This is a genomic window from Bacillus sp. V26 (genome assembly GCF_034296245.1).
GTDB classification, from domain to species: Bacteria; Bacillota; Bacilli; order Bacillales; family Bacillaceae; genus Bacillus; species Bacillus halotolerans.
Genome location: NZ_JAXKQF010000009.1, coordinates 42,982 through 63,681, shown reverse-complemented (window position 1 = coordinate 63,681; position 20,700 = coordinate 42,982). Strand labels below are relative to the sequence as shown.

Annotated in this window: 27 protein-coding genes; 9 read left to right on the top strand and 18 right to left on the bottom strand. The window is 44.3% G+C overall.

The window, feature by feature from the left end; translation table 11 throughout:
• Positions 1–70: 70 nt before the first annotated feature.
• The 4 genes from UJ203_RS19860 to fabL all read right to left on the bottom strand — a co-directional run bounded on the left by UJ203_RS19860 (position 71) and on the right by fabL (position 2,258).
• A complete protein-coding gene (locus tag UJ203_RS19860; RefSeq protein ID WP_003239685.1) occupies positions 71–601 on the bottom strand; it encodes a DUF402 domain-containing protein in 531 nt (176 codons plus the stop codon).
• A gap of 143 nt (positions 602–744) precedes the next feature.
• Positions 745–1,005, bottom strand: coding sequence for a YgaB family protein (locus UJ203_RS19855; RefSeq protein ID WP_322013461.1), 261 nt, complete (start codon positions 1,003–1,005; stop codon positions 745–747).
• Between the two features lie 172 nt (positions 1,006–1,177).
• On the bottom strand, positions 1,178–1,435 hold the full coding sequence (gene sspE, locus UJ203_RS19850) for a gamma type acid-soluble spore protein SspE (RefSeq protein ID WP_024120660.1): 258 nt from the start codon (positions 1,433–1,435) through the stop codon (positions 1,178–1,180).
• Positions 1,436–1,505: 70 nt separating this feature from the next.
• Entirely contained in the window at positions 1,506–2,258 is a 753-nt protein-coding gene (fabL, locus tag UJ203_RS19845; RefSeq protein WP_322013458.1) for an enoyl-[acyl-carrier-protein] reductase FabL, read from the bottom strand.
• Positions 2,259–2,340: 82 nt separating this feature from the next.
• Here fabL and UJ203_RS19840 point away from each other — a divergent pair, with 82 nt between their 5' ends.
• Positions 2,341–2,565 (top strand): hypothetical protein, encoded by a 225-nt coding sequence (locus UJ203_RS19840; protein WP_010333463.1) that lies wholly within the window; start codon positions 2,341–2,343, stop codon positions 2,563–2,565.
• Positions 2,566–2,571: 6 nt separating this feature from the next.
• Here the strand turns inward: UJ203_RS19840 and mutY are convergent, their stop codons facing one another.
• Positions 2,572–3,687 carry an A/G-specific adenine glycosylase gene (mutY, locus tag UJ203_RS19835; RefSeq protein WP_322013455.1) on the bottom strand — a complete coding sequence of 372 codons (1,116 nt, stop codon included), beginning with the start codon at positions 3,685–3,687 and terminating at the stop codon, positions 2,572–2,574.
• Between the two features lie 216 nt (positions 3,688–3,903).
• Here mutY and UJ203_RS19830 point away from each other — a divergent pair, with 216 nt between their 5' ends.
• On the top strand, positions 3,904–4,887 hold the full coding sequence (locus UJ203_RS19830) for a metal-dependent hydrolase (protein WP_322013453.1): 984 nt from the start codon (positions 3,904–3,906) through the stop codon (positions 4,885–4,887).
• Here the strand turns inward: UJ203_RS19830 and UJ203_RS19825 are convergent.
• The 5 genes from UJ203_RS19825 to UJ203_RS19805 all read right to left on the bottom strand — a co-directional run bounded on the left by UJ203_RS19825 (position 4,884) and on the right by UJ203_RS19805 (position 10,541).
• Positions 4,884–7,469, bottom strand: coding sequence for a YfhO family protein (locus tag UJ203_RS19825; protein ID WP_322013451.1), 2,586 nt, complete (start codon positions 7,467–7,469; stop codon positions 4,884–4,886). The two genes, UJ203_RS19830 and UJ203_RS19825, sit on opposite strands and share 4 nt — an antisense overlap.
• 69 nt (positions 7,470–7,538) lie before the next feature.
• Positions 7,539–8,528, bottom strand: coding sequence for a glycosyltransferase family 2 protein (locus tag UJ203_RS19820; protein WP_322013449.1), 990 nt, complete (start codon positions 8,526–8,528; stop codon positions 7,539–7,541).
• 226 nt (positions 8,529–8,754) lie between these two features.
• On the bottom strand, positions 8,755–9,618 hold the full coding sequence (locus tag UJ203_RS19815) for an alpha/beta fold hydrolase (protein WP_105954867.1): 864 nt from the start codon (positions 9,616–9,618) through the stop codon (positions 8,755–8,757).
• Positions 9,605–9,937: an SdpI family protein gene (locus tag UJ203_RS19810; protein ID WP_024120653.1), complete on the bottom strand. Its 333-nt coding sequence runs from the start codon at positions 9,935–9,937 to the stop codon at positions 9,605–9,607. Before UJ203_RS19810 ends, UJ203_RS19815 begins: the two co-directional genes overlap by 14 nt.
• An 85-nt stretch (positions 9,938–10,022) precedes the next feature.
• Positions 10,023–10,541: an SH3 domain-containing protein gene (locus UJ203_RS19805; RefSeq protein ID WP_322013445.1), complete on the bottom strand. Its 519-nt coding sequence runs from the start codon at positions 10,539–10,541 to the stop codon at positions 10,023–10,025.
• A 192-nt stretch (positions 10,542–10,733) separates the two neighbouring features.
• Here UJ203_RS19805 and UJ203_RS19800 point away from each other — a divergent pair, with 192 nt between their 5' ends.
• Both UJ203_RS19800 and UJ203_RS19795 read left to right on the top strand, forming a co-directional pair.
• The gene (locus UJ203_RS19800) at positions 10,734–10,946 is read left to right on the top strand and encodes a helix-turn-helix transcriptional regulator (RefSeq protein ID WP_010333455.1); all 213 of its coding nucleotides are present in this window, start codon (positions 10,734–10,736) and stop codon (positions 10,944–10,946) included.
• Position 10,947: 1 nt separating this feature from the next.
• Positions 10,948–11,331 (top strand): hypothetical protein, encoded by a 384-nt coding sequence (locus tag UJ203_RS19795; protein ID WP_095714802.1) that lies wholly within the window; start codon positions 10,948–10,950, stop codon positions 11,329–11,331.
• A 34-nt stretch (positions 11,332–11,365) separates the two neighbouring features.
• Here the strand turns inward: UJ203_RS19795 and UJ203_RS19790 are convergent, their stop codons facing one another.
• Positions 11,366–11,635, bottom strand: coding sequence for a YfhJ family protein (locus tag UJ203_RS19790; RefSeq protein ID WP_024120650.1), 270 nt, complete (start codon positions 11,633–11,635; stop codon positions 11,366–11,368).
• 124 nt (positions 11,636–11,759) lie between these two features.
• Between UJ203_RS19790 and UJ203_RS19785 the strand changes: the two genes are divergently transcribed.
• The gene (locus UJ203_RS19785) at positions 11,760–11,912 is read left to right on the top strand and encodes a small, acid-soluble spore protein K (protein WP_010333452.1); all 153 of its coding nucleotides are present in this window, start codon (positions 11,760–11,762) and stop codon (positions 11,910–11,912) included.
• A gap of 32 nt (positions 11,913–11,944) precedes the next feature.
• On the opposite strand, the gene UJ203_RS19780 is transcribed toward UJ203_RS19785, so the two are convergent.
• From UJ203_RS19780 to recX, 3 genes are all read right to left on the bottom strand, one after another.
• Entirely contained in the window at positions 11,945–13,138 is a 1,194-nt protein-coding gene (locus UJ203_RS19780; RefSeq protein ID WP_322013435.1) for an MFS transporter, read from the bottom strand.
• A gap of 136 nt (positions 13,139–13,274) precedes the next feature.
• Positions 13,275–13,595 carry a YfhH family protein gene (locus UJ203_RS19775; RefSeq protein ID WP_105954865.1) on the bottom strand — a complete coding sequence of 107 codons (321 nt, stop codon included), beginning with the start codon at positions 13,593–13,595 and terminating at the stop codon, positions 13,275–13,277.
• Between the two features lie 7 nt (positions 13,596–13,602).
• Positions 13,603–14,394: a recombination regulator RecX gene (gene recX / locus UJ203_RS19770; RefSeq protein WP_105954864.1), complete on the bottom strand. Its 792-nt coding sequence runs from the start codon at positions 14,392–14,394 to the stop codon at positions 13,603–13,605.
• A gap of 88 nt (positions 14,395–14,482) precedes the next feature.
• Between recX and UJ203_RS19765 the strand changes: the two genes are divergently transcribed.
• The 3 genes from UJ203_RS19765 to UJ203_RS19755 all read left to right on the top strand — a co-directional run bounded on the left by UJ203_RS19765 (position 14,483) and on the right by UJ203_RS19755 (position 15,815).
• Positions 14,483–15,394, top strand: a complete 912-nt coding sequence (locus tag UJ203_RS19765) for a TIGR01777 family oxidoreductase (protein WP_322013432.1) — start codon at positions 14,483–14,485, stop codon at positions 15,392–15,394.
• 53 nt (positions 15,395–15,447) lie between these two features.
• Positions 15,448–15,558, top strand: coding sequence for a YfhE family protein (locus UJ203_RS19760; protein ID WP_010333447.1), 111 nt, complete (start codon positions 15,448–15,450; stop codon positions 15,556–15,558).
• Positions 15,559–15,623: 65 nt separating this feature from the next.
• The gene (locus tag UJ203_RS19755; protein WP_044163723.1) at positions 15,624–15,815 is read left to right on the top strand and encodes a YfhD family protein; all 192 of its coding nucleotides are present in this window, start codon (positions 15,624–15,626) and stop codon (positions 15,813–15,815) included.
• 38 nt (positions 15,816–15,853) lie between these two features.
• Here UJ203_RS19755 and UJ203_RS19750 read toward each other — a convergent pair whose 3' ends face one another.
• From UJ203_RS19750 to UJ203_RS19735, 4 genes are all read right to left on the bottom strand, one after another.
• Positions 15,854–16,438 carry a nitroreductase gene (locus tag UJ203_RS19750; protein WP_322013424.1) on the bottom strand — a complete coding sequence of 195 codons (585 nt, stop codon included), beginning with the start codon at positions 16,436–16,438 and terminating at the stop codon, positions 15,854–15,856.
• Positions 16,439–16,525: 87 nt separating this feature from the next.
• Positions 16,526–17,404: a PhzF family phenazine biosynthesis isomerase gene (locus tag UJ203_RS19745; protein WP_322013422.1), complete on the bottom strand. Its 879-nt coding sequence runs from the start codon at positions 17,402–17,404 to the stop codon at positions 16,526–16,528.
• 114 nt (positions 17,405–17,518) lie between these two features.
• A complete protein-coding gene (locus UJ203_RS19740) occupies positions 17,519–18,550 on the bottom strand; it encodes an iron ABC transporter permease (protein WP_322013420.1) in 1,032 nt (343 codons plus the stop codon).
• Positions 18,547–19,548, bottom strand: a complete 1,002-nt coding sequence (locus UJ203_RS19735; protein WP_105954859.1) for a FecCD family ABC transporter permease — start codon at positions 19,546–19,548, stop codon at positions 18,547–18,549. The genes UJ203_RS19740 and UJ203_RS19735 overlap by 4 nt, the downstream gene beginning before the upstream one ends.
• A gap of 156 nt (positions 19,549–19,704) precedes the next feature.
• Between UJ203_RS19735 and UJ203_RS19730 the strand changes: the two genes are divergently transcribed.
• Positions 19,705–20,682: an iron-siderophore ABC transporter substrate-binding protein gene (locus UJ203_RS19730; RefSeq protein ID WP_322013417.1), complete on the top strand. Its 978-nt coding sequence runs from the start codon at positions 19,705–19,707 to the stop codon at positions 20,680–20,682.
• Positions 20,683–20,700: the final 18 nt, after the last annotated feature.

The window sequence follows — 20,700 nt, the reverse complement described above, 5'->3', positions numbered from 1 at the left end:
TCTTTATCATGATGTGTGTGAGCCCATGTGAAAAACCTGTTGTACCCCGCAACAGGTTTTTACGTAACCATTATTTTGTATAGCGCAAATACCGTTCATACCACATATCGACAAACTCAGGTGCAAACGGGCCCTGCCGCTGATGAATCCAATGGAGCAACGTGTTTAAGTAGTCTCTTAAAATACTGTCAATTTCTTTTGGATAATTCATGGATTTCCGATGATCATCATATTCGTCTTCATCGAGAATATTGTAAGTCATGTCAGGAAAAACCTTAACATCTAAGTCATAATCAATATATTTAATTGCTTCGCCATCATAGGCAAACGGAGAACTGATGTTGCAATAATAATGAACCCCGTCTTCCCTCAGCATCCCGATGACATTAAACCATTGTCTTGCGTGAAAATAACAGATCGCGGGCTCTCTGGTTATCCATGTCCGGCCGTCTGATTCGGTTACCATCGTCCGGTCATTGGCTCCGATGACACACATTTCTGTACTTTTTAAGATTGTTGTCTCATTCCAAATTCTATGAATCAGCCCATTATGCTTATAGCTGTGAATTTGAATGGTTTCTCCTTCCTTGGGATAACCCATATTTCTCCCCTACTTTCTATAAAGCCCTACAGTTAGTATGTCCAAATTTGCTTACCGACAACGTCTTTTACCTATTATAACGTTACAAATTGAAAAATGAAAATAAAAGAGCCATTCCGGCTTGGGAATGGCACATTCCTGCTCTACACATAGGAAGACGGCTTTTCTGAGCTGCGATATGAACGAATCACCTGCTCTGTCTGTTTTTGAAATGTATCCTGTATATCAGCAAGATGCTTTCGTTTTACCGCAATTTCACCCTGAATACCGCGCAGCCTTGCGTCCCTTTCCAAGTGCCGGAGTTCTGCTTCGATTTCTTTGCAGCGGTCGAGCTCTGATTGGAGATCGAGAAGCTTGTCCATCGTTTTCATCTGTTCTATTACCAGCTTTTCAAATTCCGTCATCGGTTCCTCCTTCAGCCTGGTCAAAGTCTAAACGTTTCCACCATTAATCATTTCGATTCTGATCTGGCAAACCCTTTGACTCATTCTGTTGAGCTTTCACAAGTTTTGTCGTTTTTCAAACAGAAAAAAGCACTTCCACCCGAAGATGAAGTGCTTTTTTCTGTTTCAGTGATTAGCTGTTTTGTTGTTTGTTTTGTTCAGCAGATTGGTTTTGCTGTCTTACCTGCTGTGTGTTAGTTTCGCTTGCGAATTCAGTGCCGAATTGACCTTGTTGGCCAGCAGCTGATTGTTGGTTTTGTTTTCTGACTTGCTGAGCGTTTGTTTCGCTAGCAAATTCAGTGCCGAATTGACCTTGACCAGCAGCTGATTGTTGGTTTTGTTTTCTGACTTGTTGAGCGTTTGTTTTGCTGAAGTTATTTGAGTTAGCCATTGTTATCACCTCCACGGTCATTAGAATGTGCAGGTGATCGAGTGGCTATTCCTTTTTTTAAAAAATTTTTTTAAACGAGCAGTGAGCGCCCGCCGTCAACGATAATGGTCTGTCCGCGGATCATGTCAGCTTTTGAGGACACTAAAAACTCAACCGTATCAACCATGTCTTTAATCTCGACCATACGTCCCGCCGGGGTATTTTGACGTGCATCCTCCAAAAGGTCGTCTCTGTTTGGGAAGTGTTTGAGCGCATCTGTGTCAATCGCTCCGCCTGATACCGCATTTACGATAATCTGTTTTGGTGAAAGCTCTACTGCGAGATAACGGGTTAAAGCCTCTAACGCAGCTTTTGACACACCAACTGTCGTATAGTTTTCAAGGTAGCGGATTGAACCTAATGAGCTGATGCTGACAATATGACCGCCGCCGTTTTTCTCCATCAGCTTTGCCGCTTCCTGAGCGCAGAAAAGCAAGGCTTTTGCATTGATGTTCATTGTCCAGTCCCAATGTGTCTCCTCTAATTCCATAACCGGTCTCAGTACGCCTGATGCAGCGTTGTTAACAAAAACATCCAGTCTTCCAAAGGTTTCATCAATTTGCTGAAACATTTCTTTAATTTTTGCGGGCTGGCCTACGTTTGCTTTTACGGTAAGCACTTTCACGCCAAGTTTTTCGATTTCTTCCGCTGTTTCCAGAGCGGCTTTTTTGCTGCGTGCATAGTTGATGACAATATTATAGCCGTTTTCCGCAAGTCTGATCGCCGCTGCTTTTCCGACGCCGCGGCTGCTTCCTGTTACGAGTGCACATTTATTTTGTTCCATTTTTTCCTCAGCTCCTTGTAGCGTATAGTTCTCTTCATTCCACAAACAATAATGGCAAGAACTTTAAAGGGGGTCTTCTGTTATGTATGTCGGACGAGATATGAGCGAATTGACCATGATTTCCAAAAAAGACTGGAAAAACAGTGAACTCGCCTATTTTCATCATGCCTTTCAGCAAATTATGCCTTATTTGAACGAAGAAGGCCAATCAAAATACCGGGAATTAACCCAAGAGATTGAAGCGCGCGGCGGAATGAAGCGCAATGAAGCAGACTACAGCCACGGCACGCGCGTCAGTTATGATTAAGGACTCTTACCGAGCAGCCGAATTATATACTCCGGCTGCTTCCACTGCCATCTTCCAAATTTTTTGATGTGACACTGGAAACGCGAATTCTTCGAGCTCTTCCTTCGTTACTTTTTTCAGTTCTGCAGCATCCGACACTTGTTTTACTTTACCGAAAAACACAGAAATATTCCATACCAGGTGGGTGAAAACATGTTCCACTACACCTTGGAGGTCACTGATTTCAGCTTGTATGCCAAAATCACTTTCTAAAAATGCAGTGAGCTGCTCGCGCTCTGTTTTGATTCCTTTTTGTGTTTCAAGATTCGGGAATTCCCACAGATTGGCTAGCAGTCCCTTAGACGGGCGTTTATGAATATAGACTTGTCCGTCATCATCTGTCAGTACAATTGCAGCCATTGTTTTGATCCCGGGTTTTTTCTTTTTGCTTTTCACCGGGAGTTCTCGTTCAGTCCCTTCTGCAAACGCTGAGCAATGCTGCTGAACAGGACAAAGCAGGCAAGAAGGTGATTTCGGCGTACAGATGATGGCTCCCAGCTCCATTAAACCCTGATTGAATTCAGAGGGTTTTTCTTTTGAAATAAACGCACGGACTGCTTCTTCAAAAATCGTTCTTGTTTTTGGCTTGGCAATATCATCCCAGATGGACAGAATTCTCGACATGACACGCATCACATTTCCGTCAACCGCGGGAATCGGTTTATTGTAGGCAATGCTTAGCACTGCTCCTTTTGTGTAAGGGCCTACGCCTTTTAAGCCGCCAAACTCTTTTTCTTCTGATGGAACAACTCCTCCGTACTGCTGCTTCACTTCTTTTACAGCGCTTTGCAGGTTTCTGACCCGCGAATAATAACCGAGACCTTCCCATGCTTTGAGCACTTTTTCTTCATCGGCATCAGCGAGCGCTTCTACTGTCGGGAATTGCTCCACAAACCGTAAAAAGTAAGGAATGACCGTCTCTACCCTCGTTTGCTGGAGCATCACTTCAGATACCCACACCTTATATGGATCTTGGTCCTCTCTCCACGGCAGAATGCGCTGTTCTCTTTCGAACCAGTTAATTAAATCATTTTGAAATTGCTGTATATCTTTTTGTTTTACCTTATCTTCAAGTACGTTCATATGTGTTTCTCCCCAGTCTCTCGCGCCCCGCTTTTCTTTAGACTGTTTTTTGTTGTACACTAAGGGCACAGTACGATAATATGTTACATTAAATAGAAGTAAAGAAAAAGCGGAAACATATGAGAACGATTAAACAGGTTAAAAGATTGGGTATATAAAAATAGGTAATGTCTTACAAAAGTGAATGTGCAGGATACACCTGCAAGGAGGTCACCTATGGATACGGGCACACATGTTGTCATGGGCATCGCCCTCGGCGGAATCGCGACACTGGATCCGGTTGTCGGAACAGATCCGGCAATGGCTCACGCAGTCATGATCGCTACGCTTGCGGGCTCACAGGCTCCTGATATTGATACTGTGTTAAAACTTAAAAACAATGCTGTTTATATAAGAAATCACAGAGGCTTTACCCATTCTATTCCCGCCGTTTTGTTTTGGTCTGTCATCATTCCGGCGATTTTGTATTTATTTTATCCGCAGGCTGATTTTCTGCATCTGTGGCTGTGGACATTGCTGGCAGTTGTGCTGCATGTATTTGTTGACATTTTCAACGCGTACGGTACACAAGCCATCCGGCCGTTTTCGAAAAAATGGGTGGCACTCGGGCTGATTAACACATTTGATCCGTTTATATTTATCAGCCATCTGGCGGCCATCGCGGTTTGGTATGTCGGCGGCAGCCCCGGTATCACATTTCTCACCTTATACGTAATACTGGCAGGCTATTATATCTTGCGCCTGATGATGCAGCTGCGAATCAAACGGCAGCTCCGTGAGATGATTCATGAAGAGATCGAAAACATTATCATTTCACCGACGATGAAATTCAGGCAATGGCGGATTGCGGTTACGACTGCGCATGCTTTTTATGTAGGAAGGAGCATGGACGGGCATGTGGTGATACTTGATACGTTTAATCGGGTGCCGGTTCCTGAAACCGACGTTATGCAAGCGGCGAAGCAGGATGATAACATTGCGGCGTTTCTGTCGTTCTCACCGGTTTACAGGTGGGAAGTGGATACGTATAAGGATCATTACGAGGTACGGTTTATTGACCTGCGTTATCGGAGTAAAGGGCACTATCCGTTTGTGGCAATCGTTCATATCAGCCATGATCTTGAGATACGCTCATCTTATACCGGCTGGATATTCAGCGAAGAAAAGCTTCAGAAAAAATTAAAGCTCGGCTCTATTTAGAGCCGGGCTTTTTTGCGTCTTGTATAAATAACAGCTAAGAGCAGACTGATGAAAGAAATCAGTGCTGATATTTTAAAATATGGCGGATAGTAGGTCAGTTCAATTTGATTGTCTCCCTTTTGCGCCTTAAAACCGATAAAAGTGTAATCGGCTTTTTCCATTTTCTGCTGTTTCCCGTTAATTTTCAGCTCCCAGCCTTTCTCATACGGAATCGGGAGCATGATGTACTGGGGTTTGGAATTGTGATATGTGAATGTCAGCTTGTTTTTATTCCATTTCAGGCTGTCTGTTCTCTCTGTTTTGTTTTGCGACACAGCGTTTTTTAATGTTTGATAATTTTCTTCATAAAGCGCTATGTGTGAAAGCTCGTACGTTCCTTTCGGAAGCCTGATCGAGATATGATCTGATTGAGGCACTCTGATGGTTAAATCATTTACACCCGTTTTATAGATCGATTGATTAGATTTTCTTGTTGTGACATAATCATTTACCTTTAGCGTAAATCCTTTGTCTTTTGCTTTGCTTTTTAAATAAAAACTGACATAGTAATCGCCCGGACCGGCTGACGCCTTTTTCGGAGTGATGATCAATTCTCCGCCGTTTTCTCCAGTTACCGTAAGGAGTCCGTTTTGATATTGAGCTTGTTTTGCAGTGATATCCGATTTGGAGATCAGATTCGCCAGATCAGGCGGCTGCTCTGTTTTTTCAGTTGGATCTGCTAACACAATTCCTTTCAGCATCGCTTGCTCTTTCGCAAGAGCCGGCAATTTTTCCAAATCCCTTTCTGAGTAAACTTTATCGGCTGATTTGACGAAAGGAAGCATGTATTGATTTTCATAAACGGTGTAGTGCTCTGATTCCATATGTTTTGTAAAGCCGTATGGAACATTCGCTTCGTTTATTTTTTCCGTCATATAGTATCTGCCGTAAAGCAGGCTGTACAAATTCGCTCTGTCCCCCAATGAAGCGTAGCGGCTGACGCTTTCTCTTCCCATATCGATGCGAAGATCATTCCAATAGAAGGAGAGCAAGTGGCTGTTTAAAATGCTCGAGTAGGCGCTGAATCCATTAAATCCGTAAATAATCGGAGTGTTATTGCGGACGCCATTCATCCAGTCGATTCTCATGAGCGGATCATTGTCTTCCTTTTGCACATGTCTGATGAGCTGAGATTGTTCGTCTCCTTTGTATTCCTCGCTTGTAATATAGGATTTTGAGACACTGTCCAGCCCGCCTCCTTCTGAGAGCGCATATTTCTGATAGGTGTTAGCAACAAGCAGCGAAGACAGAATCACCACACCGTATACAGCCAGCTTTGCCCGTTTTTTCACAAAAACTGCGGTAAACAAAGCAGCGATTGTCAGGAACAAAAGCAGTAGGATGCTTTCATTCGCTGGCTTCCATATATCAAGCTCATACCTTTGGACATGATACCAATAAAGAAGCAGAACAATCGCTGCTGCAGGAAGCAGTTCTTTCCGCCTCAGCTCCTGCAGCTGTGATAAACCTGCGGCGGCTGCTCCGGCGATTGTAAAGGCCAAAATATATTCAAACCGGTTTTGCGGTGCGGAAAAGCCGTTAAAGGCGCTTGCCGCGTACGGACTGAAATGAAAGAGGATAAACAGAAGGCTCAATCCGGCAAAAAGGCGAAACACCCGGTGTTTATAAAAAGAAATGACAAACAAAAACAGCAAAAAGATGGCTGGCACCACGATAATCCTGCTTGAAAATAAAATATTATCATCAAAATTCAGCCACTCTATTTTTTCATTATACGGAGGACGCAGGTTATTTAAATACCCGTAAACCACCGGCACAAATACCGCCGCACTGATACCGAAAGAAATGAGTCCCGAGACTAAAAACATTCTGCATTGAACCCATTTTTTCACTTCATGATCTTCCAGCTTGATCAGCCATCTGAACAAAATATAAATTCCAATAAAAATCAGATTTATGTATGCAAAGTAAAAATTGTTGATTAAGCTCAGTGAGCAAGCAATGATAAACCATGCCGGACGCCGCTCCCTGATGATTTTTTCCGCTCCGAGCACGAGAAGCGGGAGCCAAATCATTGTATCGGTGAAAAATTCCCAATACGCTTCGTGGCGAAAGTAAATAATCGATACTCCGTATAGTACAGCACCCGTAAACGCTGCTGCTCTGCGTTTGAGCAAATAGCTGAAAACACAAGCTGCTGTAAAAATAATCAGACTCAGCTTAATAATGCTGATAAAAACGGCTGACTGCGCCCAAAAAAGCGTGTCCGCCTCACCGATGAGATGAACGGATTGCAGCAGCCATACTGCGGCGGCTGTCGCAAGAAAAAGGAAAGAAGCAGAAAAATAATAGCCAAGCTGACTGAATGTGCCGCCGCCGAGTCCGAATGAATAATCATAGAAAAAGTTTCCTTGCGTGTATTGTTCATATAATAATTTCTTAAATACGATCATTTGCGCCAGTCCGTCACCCGGACCTGTCATATATCTACCTTCCGCCCATTCTTTCACAAAAAAAGCGTGCGCAAGAACGGCTATGAACAGACTGGCCGCATAAATCATGACATGTTTTCTTTTTTTCATAAGGATTCTCCAGTCTTGCCGTTAACTGTAAGCATGCAAAAAAGCACTGCCAATGGCAATTGATTCATTTCAGTGCAGTTTGGTCAGGCGCCGCATGTTTTTCAATTCGTTCGTTTCAGGCAGATCTTTGCTCGGGATATTTGCTTCTTTGATCAAATAATGCGGACGTTTTTTTGTTTCGTAATAGATTCTGCCGATGTATTCTCCTATGATGCCAAGGCTTAACAGCTGAACCCCGCCAAGGAATAAGACCGCAGATATAATTGTGAAATATCCGGGTACAGAAATACCGTTTGTAAGAATTTTGACGAACGTGGCTATGATATAAATAAGAGAGAGCAGCAATACAAAAATGCCGGTGTAAAAGCATATTCTCAGCGGTTTATGGTTAAAGGAGACAACGCCGTCCATTCCGTAATTAAAAAGGCTGCTGAATGACCATTTTGATGTGCCGTTTTTTCTTTCGACATTTTCGTAAAAAACAATTTTCTGTTCGAAGCCTATCCAGCAAAACAGGCCTTTTGAAAAGCGGTTGCCTTCGCTCAATTTCAAAAGTGCATCCACAGCTTGGCGGCTTAACAGCCGAAAGTCTCCGACACCGTCACGCAAATCAACTTCCACCGCTTTATTAATGAACTTGTAGTAAAGGGACGAAAGAAGCGAACGCACGGGGTTATCCCCTTTTCTGTTCCTTTGGGCAATGACTTGATCATAGCCCTCCTCGTAGCCTTTGATAAAGTCCTTCAGCAAATAGGTCGGATGCTGCAAATCGGCGTCCATCACGACAACTGCCTCACCTTGAACATGTTCAAATCCGGCCAAGATCGCGGCTTCTTTTCCAAAGTTCCGCGAAAATGAAATGTATTTCACTCGGCTGCATTTGGATGCCAGGTCTTTGATCTGCTGAAGCGTGTCATCAATACTTCCGTCGTTAATGAAGAATATTTCATAATCATAATGAATGCTTTTGAATTCCTTTTTTAAAGATTCATGAATGAGTTTGACATTATAACCTTCATTGTAAGACGGGATAATAATCGAGATTAATCCTTGCTTCATTAAGGCACCTTCTTTTTATTATTCTTTTTTTGCCTTAGGGGAATTGTACACAAATCTTCAGTAAGGCTATTCCTTTTTTTAAAGTCGTTTAAACCTGTTTTTTGTTACATTTTTGGTATGACATTTGAGTATATGTAATGTTATTTTGTCAGGTTTAAAATAGAGTATGAAAAAAAAGCATAGAAAAAGTCTGCCATTTCGACAGACGGTGCAAAGAAAATCTGACTTATTGGTTTTCAAGATATTCTAAAATAAGCTGATTCACGATGGCCGGCTTTTCGTGGCTGATCCAATGGGACGCTTCATCCACAAATATTAAATGCCCGTTTGGACAGCGTCTTGCTGTTTCTTTTGCAAGCTTTCTGCTTAAAAAGCGGTCTTCCATTCCCCAGATCATCCGGTAAGGGGCTGTATGGCATTCGCGGGAATTTTCTGCAAGGCTGCCTTTTCTGAGGGCCCTGTACCAGTTCAGCATTGACGTCAGGGCGCCAGGCTGCTTCCACGCTTCTTTGTATTTATTGATATCCTCAGAAGAAAAAAGCTCCGGCCGATCAGATAGCCCGATGGCTTTATCTAATTTCTCATAGTCGTTTTCTGTTAACGCGGCCTCCGGTTTGTCCGGCAGCTGGAAGAAGGCAATGTATGAGCTTTTCAGCCATTGCGGAGGGTAGACTGGTGTTACGGTTTTCATGACGTGCGGATGCGGTATGTTAATGGCGATAAGCTTTTCAAGATATTCCGGACGTGTTGATGCCAAGTGCCAGGCTACTGCTCCTCCCCAGTCATGACCGATCACGATTGCTTTTTGATCAGTGAATTGCGAAATAAGCCCAATGATATCATCTCTTAATGTATCAATCCGATATGCCTCAATTCCTTCCGGTTTGTCACTGAGATTGTAACCTCGCTGATCAGGAACAATCACCCGGTACCCCGCGTCCGCAAGCGGTTTGATTTGGTTTTTCCAGCCATACCAAAACTCAGGAAATCCATGGAGCAGGACGATAAGCGGGCCGTCCTCCGGTCCTGCAGAAGCAACGTGGAGTGTGATTCCATTTGTTTTGACAAACTGGCTGTTAACTCCTTCCACTTAAATCTCCTCCTTGACTTTGCGTCATATGTTTCAGCCTTTTCTCTGTCAGTATAAAAGTGATGATACAAGCAGCAACAAGCAAGATCAGCTGAAGGATGATAAAGCTTGATCTCAGGAGCACCCCGGCCCCCAAGACAATCAAACCTGACAGGATCATGAGCGCCGCACTGTAACGGTTGGCTTCATTCCATAACTTTTGATCTGACATTGAGCGTCTCGTTCTGAATCCATATACACTGTTAATGGATTTTGGAGGGAACAATTTGATAAAAAGACCTGCAATGATCATGAGCCCTCCGCCGACTAAACATGCCATCTGATCATCTCCTCTCTCATTGTTACGTTCAGAAAGAAGAAATGTTTCAATATCCTGACAAAAAGACAAGCATGAGCCTGTCTATTTAGCGTATTTGTAAATCCTTTGTCGGAATATAGCCTTTTATCCCGCCGTGATCAACGAATGCCCAGCTGAAATCAAATCCTCCGTTTTCACTGAATCCCCAGCCGAGCAAAGTGACTTCTGTCCCCGAGGAAAGCTGCTTGGCTTTTCCATTTTCCGGTGTTGGAGAATAGAAGGCAGTCTGTTTTGCTGTTTTTGCTTGACTTGCGGTTTTCATTAAGAAGTGTGTTGAAATATATGCTTTTTTTCCTTTGAATTCAATTTGAGCCCAATCAGCATTAGCAAATCCCTTTACAGTGACTTTCTGTTCAGATGATACTGTGCCGAGAATCGCGCTTTTTTGTTTTGGCTCAGCCCGGACATTCAGTTTTCCTGCTTTAATCATATAAGAATCTGATGATGGCATAGAGACATTTATGGTCTGAAGGGTTGCAGCTTTTGCTGCGGGAGCAGTGCTACATGCTGTGAAACTCAGTCCTGCGGCGGCAGTTAAAGCGAGCAATACTTGTTTCTTTTTCATACATAGCTCCTCCTCGGATTTTGACAAGATATAAGAGGTATTCCCTGATTGCCTGGAGGATGAAACACTTTTTGTTTATTTTTTCTAACAGTTAAGGAAATTTTAAGGTTTGTAAGGTGTACATTACATTCAAATCTTTGTATGATACATTATGTAAGGTATACGTTACATAACGAGAGAGGATCAAATAAGATGAAGCACGGGGTTCGTAATTGTGTAAAAGAATACAGAAAAGCTAAAGGATGGACACAGGATCAGCTGGCAGAAAACATTCAAGTGACAAGACAGACGGTCATTGCAATTGAAAAACAAAGATATGAACCCTCGATAGGCACTGCAATTAAATTATCTTCAGTATTAGAGTGCTCATTAGATCAATTATTCTGGATAGAAGGAGACAAATAATATGAACATGACGTATCGTACCGGATTGTTTTTGCAAACTTTGCTTCCCATTTTATTGTATGTCCTTTATTGGCATTCACCTTCAACTTTAACACTTCTGTTAGCAGTCATCGGAACTGCACGAGTTCTTTATTCTGCCGCACATATTCATAGAAATAAACTCTGGGGAAACGTACACTTTCAGAATGACCAACGCACCCGCTCAAATGCTCATTTCGCGGGCTATATATCACATTGGGTGATGATTGTTATTTTGCTTATAGGTGTTGTTCTTATTCATCAATCCATGCTTCCTCTGTCCTATCTGCAGCTGATTGCATATACTGCTTTTCTTGGTTTTATGCTTAGAATGGTGATTAGTGATGTACTTAATACAAATGTGTAAAAAACAGCCTGCCGTACTTTGCCGGCAGGCTGTGTTAATGTAAAAGCCCTCTGCTTTGGTTTAAGTAATCATTCACGTCTTCACGGCCGCTTTGGAAAAGGTGGAGCTGGCCGCCATAGTTCTCAATCCACTGTGTGACGATTTTTTCGGTCATTTTTTCGCCTTGGTAGGCGTGTCCGGCTTTTGCATAGGTTGCTTCAAAGTCGCTCCATAACAATTCCACCCATGTTTTCGCCTGAATGTAGCTGATCATATCGTTTTTTTCCAGAAGCAGATTTGTCAGTTTCTCAATATACGTATTCATTTGGTGGTCTCCTTTCCTTCAGGAAAAAAATTACGCTTTAAAACTTCATGTTCTCCATATACTAACCTTACGTCTTCATCTGGCAAGACGCAACTTTTTGATCTCGAACCTAGGGGGATATGACATGGTCCGCAATAAAGAAAAAGGATTTCCTTACGAAAACGAAAACAAGTTTCAAGGTGAACCGAGAGCAAAGGACGACTATGCTTCAAAGCGTCCTGACGGGTCAATCAACCAGCATCCTCAGGAAAAAATGAGAGCCTCCGGCAAACGATAAAAGAAGAACAGCTGCACATGTGCAGCTGTTTTTTAGCCTTTATTGACTTGATACTCATAGACGCTTTTCTTTTCAGACAGATGCGCAAATGTTGAGAGCACCAGTCCGCACGCGGTCATCAGCGCTCCTCCCGCAAACAGCCAGGAATAAGAACCAGTTCCGCTTAAAATGATGCCGCCGATCCACGCGCCGAGCGCATTGGCCAGGTTAAATGCAGACACGCTCACAGCTGCGGCGATCGTTGTTCCGTTCTCAGATGAAGAAAGCACCTTTGTTTGCAAAAGAGGCGGTGTGCCGAATGCGCAAGCTCCAAATAAGAAAGTCGCGACAATGGCTGCGGCCGGATAAACGGCGATGTACGGGAATACCGCAAGTACGCCGATCAAACCGATCATGACGCCAATCATGGTCCGGGTCAGCAGAGGAAGCGGCACTTTTCCCGCAAAGAAGTTTCCCGCAACCCCTCCCAAACCATAGGCGAAGAGGGCGCCTGTAATGCCGACTGTGCTGAAACCCGCTGAATTTCTTAAAATCGGCTCGATAAACGTATACGCGATAAATACGCCTGAATAGCCTAAAATTGTAATCGCAAAGGAGTACAGCACCTGTTTGTGTTTAAATACTCCCCACTCATTCATGAGCATCGGGATGACTTTTGGTTTTCTGTTCGGCACGGTAGCCATCAGGCCTAAAAATCCGATCACTCCAAGCACCGTAATGATGGAAAACACGACTCTCCAGTTTAGGACATCACCCAAGTAGGAACCGAATGGAACACCCAGCATCAAAGCCACTGTTAAACCGCCGTTCATAGACGCAGCGGCTGCGGCGCGTTTTTCCGGCGGCACCATTTCACTAGCGAATACCATCGCAATCGCAAAGAAAGCGCCGTGAATGGAAGCAGATAAAATTCTTGAGACCGCCAATACCGCAAAATTCGGTGCCAGTGCGCTCATCAGGTTGGAAAGGATGAAAATCCCCATCAACCCAAGAAGTACCGGCTTTCTCGGGAGCTTGACAGAAAAAATCGTGACGAGCGGGCCTGTTACACAGACGCTTGCCGCATAAGCGGTGACAAGGAGTCCCGCAGAGGAAACATGTATATGAAAGTCATCGGCAATCGACGTCAAAATACCCATCACCGCATATTCTGTGTATCCAATTGAAAACGTGCAGATCATTAGAACAAAAATAATTAATTTTACTGATGGATTTTTCATACTCAACGTCATCGCCTCCTTTAATGTGAAAAAACAACGAGTTCCATCTTAAAAGAAATCCAGGGTGAATTCAATCATTTTTTCTCTAAAAATCGCCTTGAGTGTGCTCAAATAAAAAAGAGGCTGATATTCAGCCTCTCGGTTATCCCTGCTTCTTTTGCTGTAATACTGAGATTGGAAGCGCTTCTTCTTGATCGGGAGCCGATGTTCTGTATCCCCAAGCGAAAACGCCATTTAAATAGTTAATGTGAAACTCGTCCTCAGAGCCGTCCACAACATACGTTTCTCCCGGCGAGAAGTCCTCCGGGTTCAGCAAGTATGCCTTTGCCATCGCAATTTTCCGTTCGAGCACTGCCAGTTCATTTATGATTCCAAGCTGTTCCGCTTTTCTTGCTTTTTCAGAAAGTCCTGCGATTTCTGTATTGAGTTCGTGCGTTGTCATTTGACTGTATCGTTTCTCCATTTTTCAGCTACTCCTCTTCCTGCAGAAATTGATCGATTAAATCGAGTGAGAATCCTTTTCTGAATAAAAATTGTTTGACCTTCATAGCACTTTCATAGGAGCCGTCATAACGGTATTTTCTAAACGCTTTTTCCGCATGAAGACGCAGCGCTTCTTTTTCAGTATCTTCGTCATTTTCGTATTCAATCTGCTCCAGCGCCGCAGAGATGACATCAAATGAGAAGCCTTTGCGCTGCAGCTGCATCTGTGCTCGCTGTTTGATTTCTTTTGAAGAGAGTTTCTTGTCTTTCTTCAGAAGCTTTTCGATATGCTTAACTGCTTTGTCCGTCTGTTCTTCAAAGGAGAAAGAACTCAGCGTATCTTTGATGGTGTCGTCATCGATCCCCTTCGCTTTCAGCTCTCTGAACAAAACGTCAGGCCCTTTTCCGTTTGTTTTTTTGTGAGTGCTCACGTAGGCCGCCGCAAACTCTTGGTCATTTAAATAGTTGTAATCGTTCAGCTTATGAATCACTTCCGCAATGACGGGCGCCGAGGTTTCTTTTTTCTTTAAGTGGTCTTCTACCTCTTTCGTTGACCGCATTCGATAGGATAAAAAATCAATCGCACGGTTGAAGCCTTTTTTTACTTCATCTCCGTATTGAATCTCAATGATCTCGAGGTCATCAAGCTCTTTTCCCTTTGTAAGCTCAAATTTCACGAGAACATCTGCGTCAACACTGAAAGCATATTTTTCATCCAGAAAAATATTAAAGCGCTCCGTATTCTTCTTTTGCGCTGAAATCTTTGTAATAAATGGCATCTTAATCTCCCTTCTCCGGTCTCAAATGCGTTTTCTATGATCAAAATGAGGTAAAGTATAGGTATCAGAACGATGAGGAGAGATGTTTATGAATATTGCAATGACGGGCGGAACGGGTTTTCTCGGTACGCATCTGACTGGCGTCCTCACCCGCCAGGGACATCATGTTTATATTTTATCAAGAAACGCGCCAAAAACTGAACAAAAAAATATCACTTATGTCCAATGGCTGACTGAAGAAGCTGCGCCTGAACAAGAACTTCCTCATATTGATGTTTGGGTAAATCTTGCGGGAAAATCGATTTTTGGCCGCTGGAACGAAAAAACGAAGCAGCAAATTCTCTCCAGCCGGATCGATGCAACCCGGGAAGTACGGCGGCTTATTCATAAACAGGCGGAAAAACCAAAGGCGCTTATTCAAGCCAGTGCAGTGGGCATTTACGGCACTAGCCTTGAAAAAACCTTTACAGAAGACTCCCCCACGTCGGACGAGGATTTTCTCAGCCACACTGCACATATGTGGGAACGGGAAGGGCAAAATATAGAGGCGATGGGCATTCGAACGGTTTACGCGAGATTTGGCGTGATGCTCGGAGAAAAAGGCGCTCTCCCGCTGATGGTTCTGCCATATAAACTGCTGGCCGGCGGAACGATCGGGACGGGCCATCAGTGGCTGTCCTGGATTCACGTGGATGACGCCGCCCAGCTGATTGTATATGCAATCGAAAACGACAGCATCTCAGGTCCTGTTAATGTGACAGCACCTAATCCGGTTGAAATGAAGCAGTTCGGAAAAACGATTGCACGGGTGAAACACCGTCCCCACTGGCTCCCCGTTCCAGCATTCTTTTTATCAAAAGCATTGGGGGAAATGAGCCTGCTTATCGTGAAAGGACAGCGCGCTCTGCCGAAAAAAGCAATTACGTCCGGATTCCGTTTTACATATTCAGACCTTGAATTCGCCCTCTCGCAGCTGCTGACGGACCGAAAGGCTGTATAAAAACGGAAGGAAGCGTCAACCTTAAGAATAACATGGTTGAAGGAGGTCCTTTTATGGAAAAGAAGAGGGAGAAGCACCAGCAAGGAGCCAACCTGAAGAAAATGCAGGAAGTTCTTTATTCGAGTGAATTTAAAAAGGCGGAAAAAGCTGCTAAGCGGAAGTAGGGATACATAGCGCCGGAAAGCAAATACTATGTTTGTTTGATATCACTTTTTAGGGGGAATTTGATATGGGCAGAAATCATATCCACAAAAACCGTGATAAAAACAAACAAAAACTTCCTCAGGTTCCCGATGCGTTAAAACGAGAAACTGACGGCGTTTACGAGGAATATTCAAGCGAACTCGCTGATGCGGATGACCGCGAAGCGCAGGAGCGCGCAAAAGCGGCCGACAGCAGAGCGAAAAGCAAAAAACGTTAATGAAAAACCCCTTGTCTCTGCTTGAGACAGGGGGTTTTTTACAGCTCGGTGAACCGTTCCTTTATCGGTGTGCGTTTTTTCACTTCCGGCATTTCATCAGGATAGCCTGTTTGTATGATCGCGGCGAAGCGCTCGTTATCCTGTAAACCGAAGGCTTGATGTACGTCTTTATCATAGAGGATCTTTCCGCTTTTCCAAACCATGCCGATTCCTTTTTCCCAGGCAAGAAGCTGGAGGTTTTGAATCAATGAGCTGGTTGCCGCAAAATCATCATCTCTTGCTCTTTCGTTCTCATCTTCCTTAAATACAACGAGCAGAAATCCCGGCACACGGCTGAGTGTCTTTTTGAAGTTTTGGAGTTTTTCTTCCGTCATGTCCGGCTTTGATTTTTTAGAAAATGAAGCAAAGGTTTTAATCAAGCTTGCTTTTCCTGTTTCACTGGAAACGTAAATAAATCTCCAAGGCTCCGTCACTCTGTGATTTGGCGCATATTTTGCCGTTTCTAGCATGTCAAGGATGACAGCCGGAGGTACGGGATCATGTTTAAATTTACGGATTGATCTTCTGCTGCGTATGATATCCCGCAGTGCTGAATCTTGATTTATCTGTTCGGCTTGAGGCATACCGCTTCACCCTTTCTATCCAATTGAAAATGATTATCAATCATAATCATAACGGAAAGTGCAGCTTTTTGTAAACCGTCAGCCATATTAGATTTCAAGAATCCGAGTTTCTGAGTAAACAGCAGTCCCTGTCATGTTCACTTTGATGTGACCGTTATCTCCATTTATTTCAATTTCCACTCTTCCGTCTTTCCCCATCTCCTGTCCTTGTTCAATGATGAATGTACGCTGCCCGGACCGGCCGTATTGCTGCATGTAAGCTCCCATCACACCGGATGCTGTGCCAGTCACGGGATCTTCTATTGTTCCTGAATACGGCGACGAAAAGTGGCGCCCGTGCAGGTCGCTGTCAGAGTGAATCGTTTCAAAGGTAAACGGATGCACTGAGGCTTTTGGCAGATCAACTAGAACATCCGGAAATTGTTTGTTATTCGGCACCATTTTTTTAGAGGCTTCTAATGATTTGAGCGGAACGATCGCAGTCCATATGCCTGTGCTGCCAAAAACAATTGGAAGGTCCTCATGAAAGTCCTCGGCCGTAATTCCCAATGCGTCCGCGAGCTTTTCCCGGTCGCCCGTAAATGGTTTGAATTTCGGAGCAGCCTGTTCAAGTGTGATATGGATGCGCCCCTCTTTTTCAGAAATGTTTGCTGGCAGGATACCGGCTTTTGTCTGGATGCTGTACGTTTTACCAATCTCCAGCCTTCCTTTTTCACATAATGCGTATAGGGAAGCGACCGTCGCATGTCCGCATAAATTCATTTCGTGTCCAGGAGTGAAGTAACGGAGTTCAAGATCAGCCGCCTCGCTGTTCCGAATAAAGGAGGTTTCTGAGTATCCTGCGATTTCAGCTATTCTCTGCATTTCTTCTTCTGTATAATGGTCCCCGTGCAATACCACTCCCGCGGGGTTTCCTTTGTCGGGATTTTCCGTAAATGCTTCATATTTTAATACCTCTGCTTTCATTCGCCTGCCATCCTTTCTACATCAATGTCTCTGTCAGTATAACAAAATATTAGAGGGAATTTTCAGTCAATATCAAAAACCCATTTTCTTTGCAGAGAAAATGGGTTCTTACAATCAGGAATTTCTTGTTTTATAGAGCAAATAAATAAAATAGGGGGCGCCGATCGCCGCTGTAAAAACGCCTGCCGGAACTTCGACCGGGGCAAATAAGGTTCTGCCGATGATGTCTGCTCCTAATACGAGCAGAGCCCCGATCAGTGCAGATGCCGGGAGCAGCGCACCGTAAGACGAGCCGACGAGACGCCTTGCGATGTGCGGCGCCATCAGACCGACAAAACCAATCGTTCCGGCAACCGAAACCGCACAGCCCGTAAGAGCCGTACTCAGCAGCAGGAGGAAGAACCGGTTTCTTTGCACGGAGCTTCCCGCGCCTGCCGCAATATCTTCACCGAGCATCTGTATATTCATATTTTTAAGACAGATAAAACAAATGAATAAGAGAATGACAGACAGCAACACGGCTATTTTTACATGCTGCCAGTTAGATCCGTAGACCGAACCTGTTATGTATACATTGGCTTGGGACGCCCTGTAGATCGGGCCTTTGATCATGAGCAATGTGGTCATCGCTTGTGCAGACATTGAAAATCCGATTCCGATCAGCACCAGCCGAAACGTGGAGGCGCCATTTTTGTATGCGAGTAAATAAACGATAAGTCCAACAACCGATGCCCCGATAAATGCGGCAGCCGGAAGCCATGACAGACTGATCGTCAGTGAATCGCTTCGGTCTGAGAAGAACATTATGACAAGCACCACAGCCACAGCCGCTCCGCCCGTGATTCCGATAATATCCGGGGATGCGAGAGGGTTTCTGACCAGTCCCTGCAAAATTGCGCCTGCCGCAGCCAAGCAAACGCCGGCGCAGACAGCTGTCAATATTCTTGGCATGCGGAACGACATCACCATCATTTCATCGAGCTTTGAACCTGCACCGAAAAATGTTTTGGCCACATCCCAAGGAGGAATGAACCGCTGTCCGAGACCGGCGCTTATGATGAACACAGCCGCTGTTAAACCGAGTAAAACAAAAAAGACAATCCATGCTTTCTTTTCAGCCGCTGTAAAGCCAAAACGAAGTTTCATAGATTCGCCCCCCTTCTTGCGATGTAAACAAACACAGGCATGCCGATAATCGCCGTCATAACCCCGACAGGAACTTCCTGAGGCATAATGATATAGCGTGCCCCGATGTCCGCGGCAACAAGTAAAATCGCACCCAACACAGCGGAAAACGGCAGAACCCAGCGATAATCATTGCCGATGATAAAGCGGGCAAAGTGCGGGATGATGATGCCGATAAAGGAAATCGGCCCGGCAATGGCGACAGCCGAACCGGCAAGCAGGACAATGCATAGTGCCATAGCGAATTTCAGCAGTCCCGTTTTTTGACCAAGTCCTTTGGCAACATCTTCTCCCATGACAAGAAGATTAATTTTTCGGCCGAGGAAACAGCTGATCAAAAGCGCCGCCGCGGCATATGGAAGCATCGTCATCAGCAAATCGAGACTCCTGCCCTGCACAGAGCCCGTCAGCCAAAATAGCACCTGAGCCAGCTCAAGTTCATTGACGGAAAGCATGCCTTGTGTCAGCGAAGAAAACATTGCCGCCATCGCTGCTCCAGCCAGCGTCAATTTGATCGGCGTGAGCCCTTCCCTTCCAAGCGAACCTGCGGCATAGACAATCGCGGCGGTAAAGGAAGCACCGAGAAACGAGCTCCATACAAGCGCTTGGGGTGATTGAATATGCAGAAAAAATGATCCGGCAACAATAAAAAAGCCGGCCCCTGCATTGATTCCGAAAATCCCTGGTGATGCTAGCGGGTTTTTTGTCAGCGCCTGCATCAGAGCGCCTGCAGCCGCAAGGGAAGCGCCGACGACCGTGGCAACCAAGGCGCGCGGGAGCCTGACGTCTTTAATGATGACTTGCTCATTTGATCCGTTAAAAGATGTAAACGCTTGATAGACCTGTCCCCATGACGTACCGGTATAGCCGTATATGACACTTGCGCAGACAGCCGCCAGCAAAATGAAAAGCAGACATAATAACAAAATCCATTTCGAATAAGCCTTTTTGAAGATCATCATCCAATTCTCCTAGTGATTTACTATGTAACATTCTTCATCATGACTGCAGTAAATTGATTGTTTTTGAGAATCATCCTCAATTAATGATTGACACTCTCACCACTGCTTATTATGATCTAAATGATAATGAATTTCAATATTGGGAGGAAAAAGATGAAAAAGCATATCAGCATGCTATTTGTATTACTTATGGCCGTTATGATGCTTTCTGCCTGTAATAGTTCAGAAAGTTCCGGAAACAGCGAGGGGTCAAGCAGCAAAACAAGGACGGTTAAACATGCAATGGGGACATCAGACAACATTCCAGCCCATCCAAAACGGATTGTCGTCTTAACAAATGAAGGAACAGAGGCGCTTTTAGCGCTTGGCATTAAACCTGTCGGGGCCGTGAAGTCATGGAAGGGCGACCCGTGGTATGACTACCTGAAAGACGATATGGAAGGTGTTAAAAACGTCGGGCTAGAAACAGAACCGAATGTGGAAGCCATCGCGGAGTTAAAGCCTGATTTGATTATTGGAAATAAAGTGCGCCAAGAAAAGATTTATGATCAGTTAAATGCGATTGCGCCTACGGTTTTTGCTGAATCTTTAGCCGGGAACTGGAAGGATAACCTGACTCTTTATGCCGACGCGGTGAATAAGGCGGACAAAGGCAAAGAAGTCATTGCCGATTTTGATAAGCGCGTTGCCGATATGAAAGATAAGCTTGGCGATCAGACAAACAAAACCGTGTCTGTTGTACGCTTTCTGTCCGGCGAGTCGAGAATCTATTATAAAGATTCATTCTCTGGCATTATTTTAGACCAGCTGGGTTTTAAACGTCCTGAAAAGCAAGTGGAGCTATTCAAGAAACAAAAGGACCAATTCACGTTCTCAACAGACAGCAAAGAATCCATTCCCGATATGGATGGCGATGTGCTTTTTTATTTCACTTATAAAGCCGATAATGCAAAAGATAATGAAAAATGGGCCAATCAGTGGACGAGCAGTTCACTATGGAAAAACCTCAAAGCTGTGAAATCAGGGAACGCCCATGAGGTCGATGACGTCGTGTGGACAACCGCAGGCGGAATCAAAGCCGCAAACTATCTGCTTGACGATATTGAAACGTATTTCTTAAAGTCTAAATAAAAAAAGAACTCCGTCTGT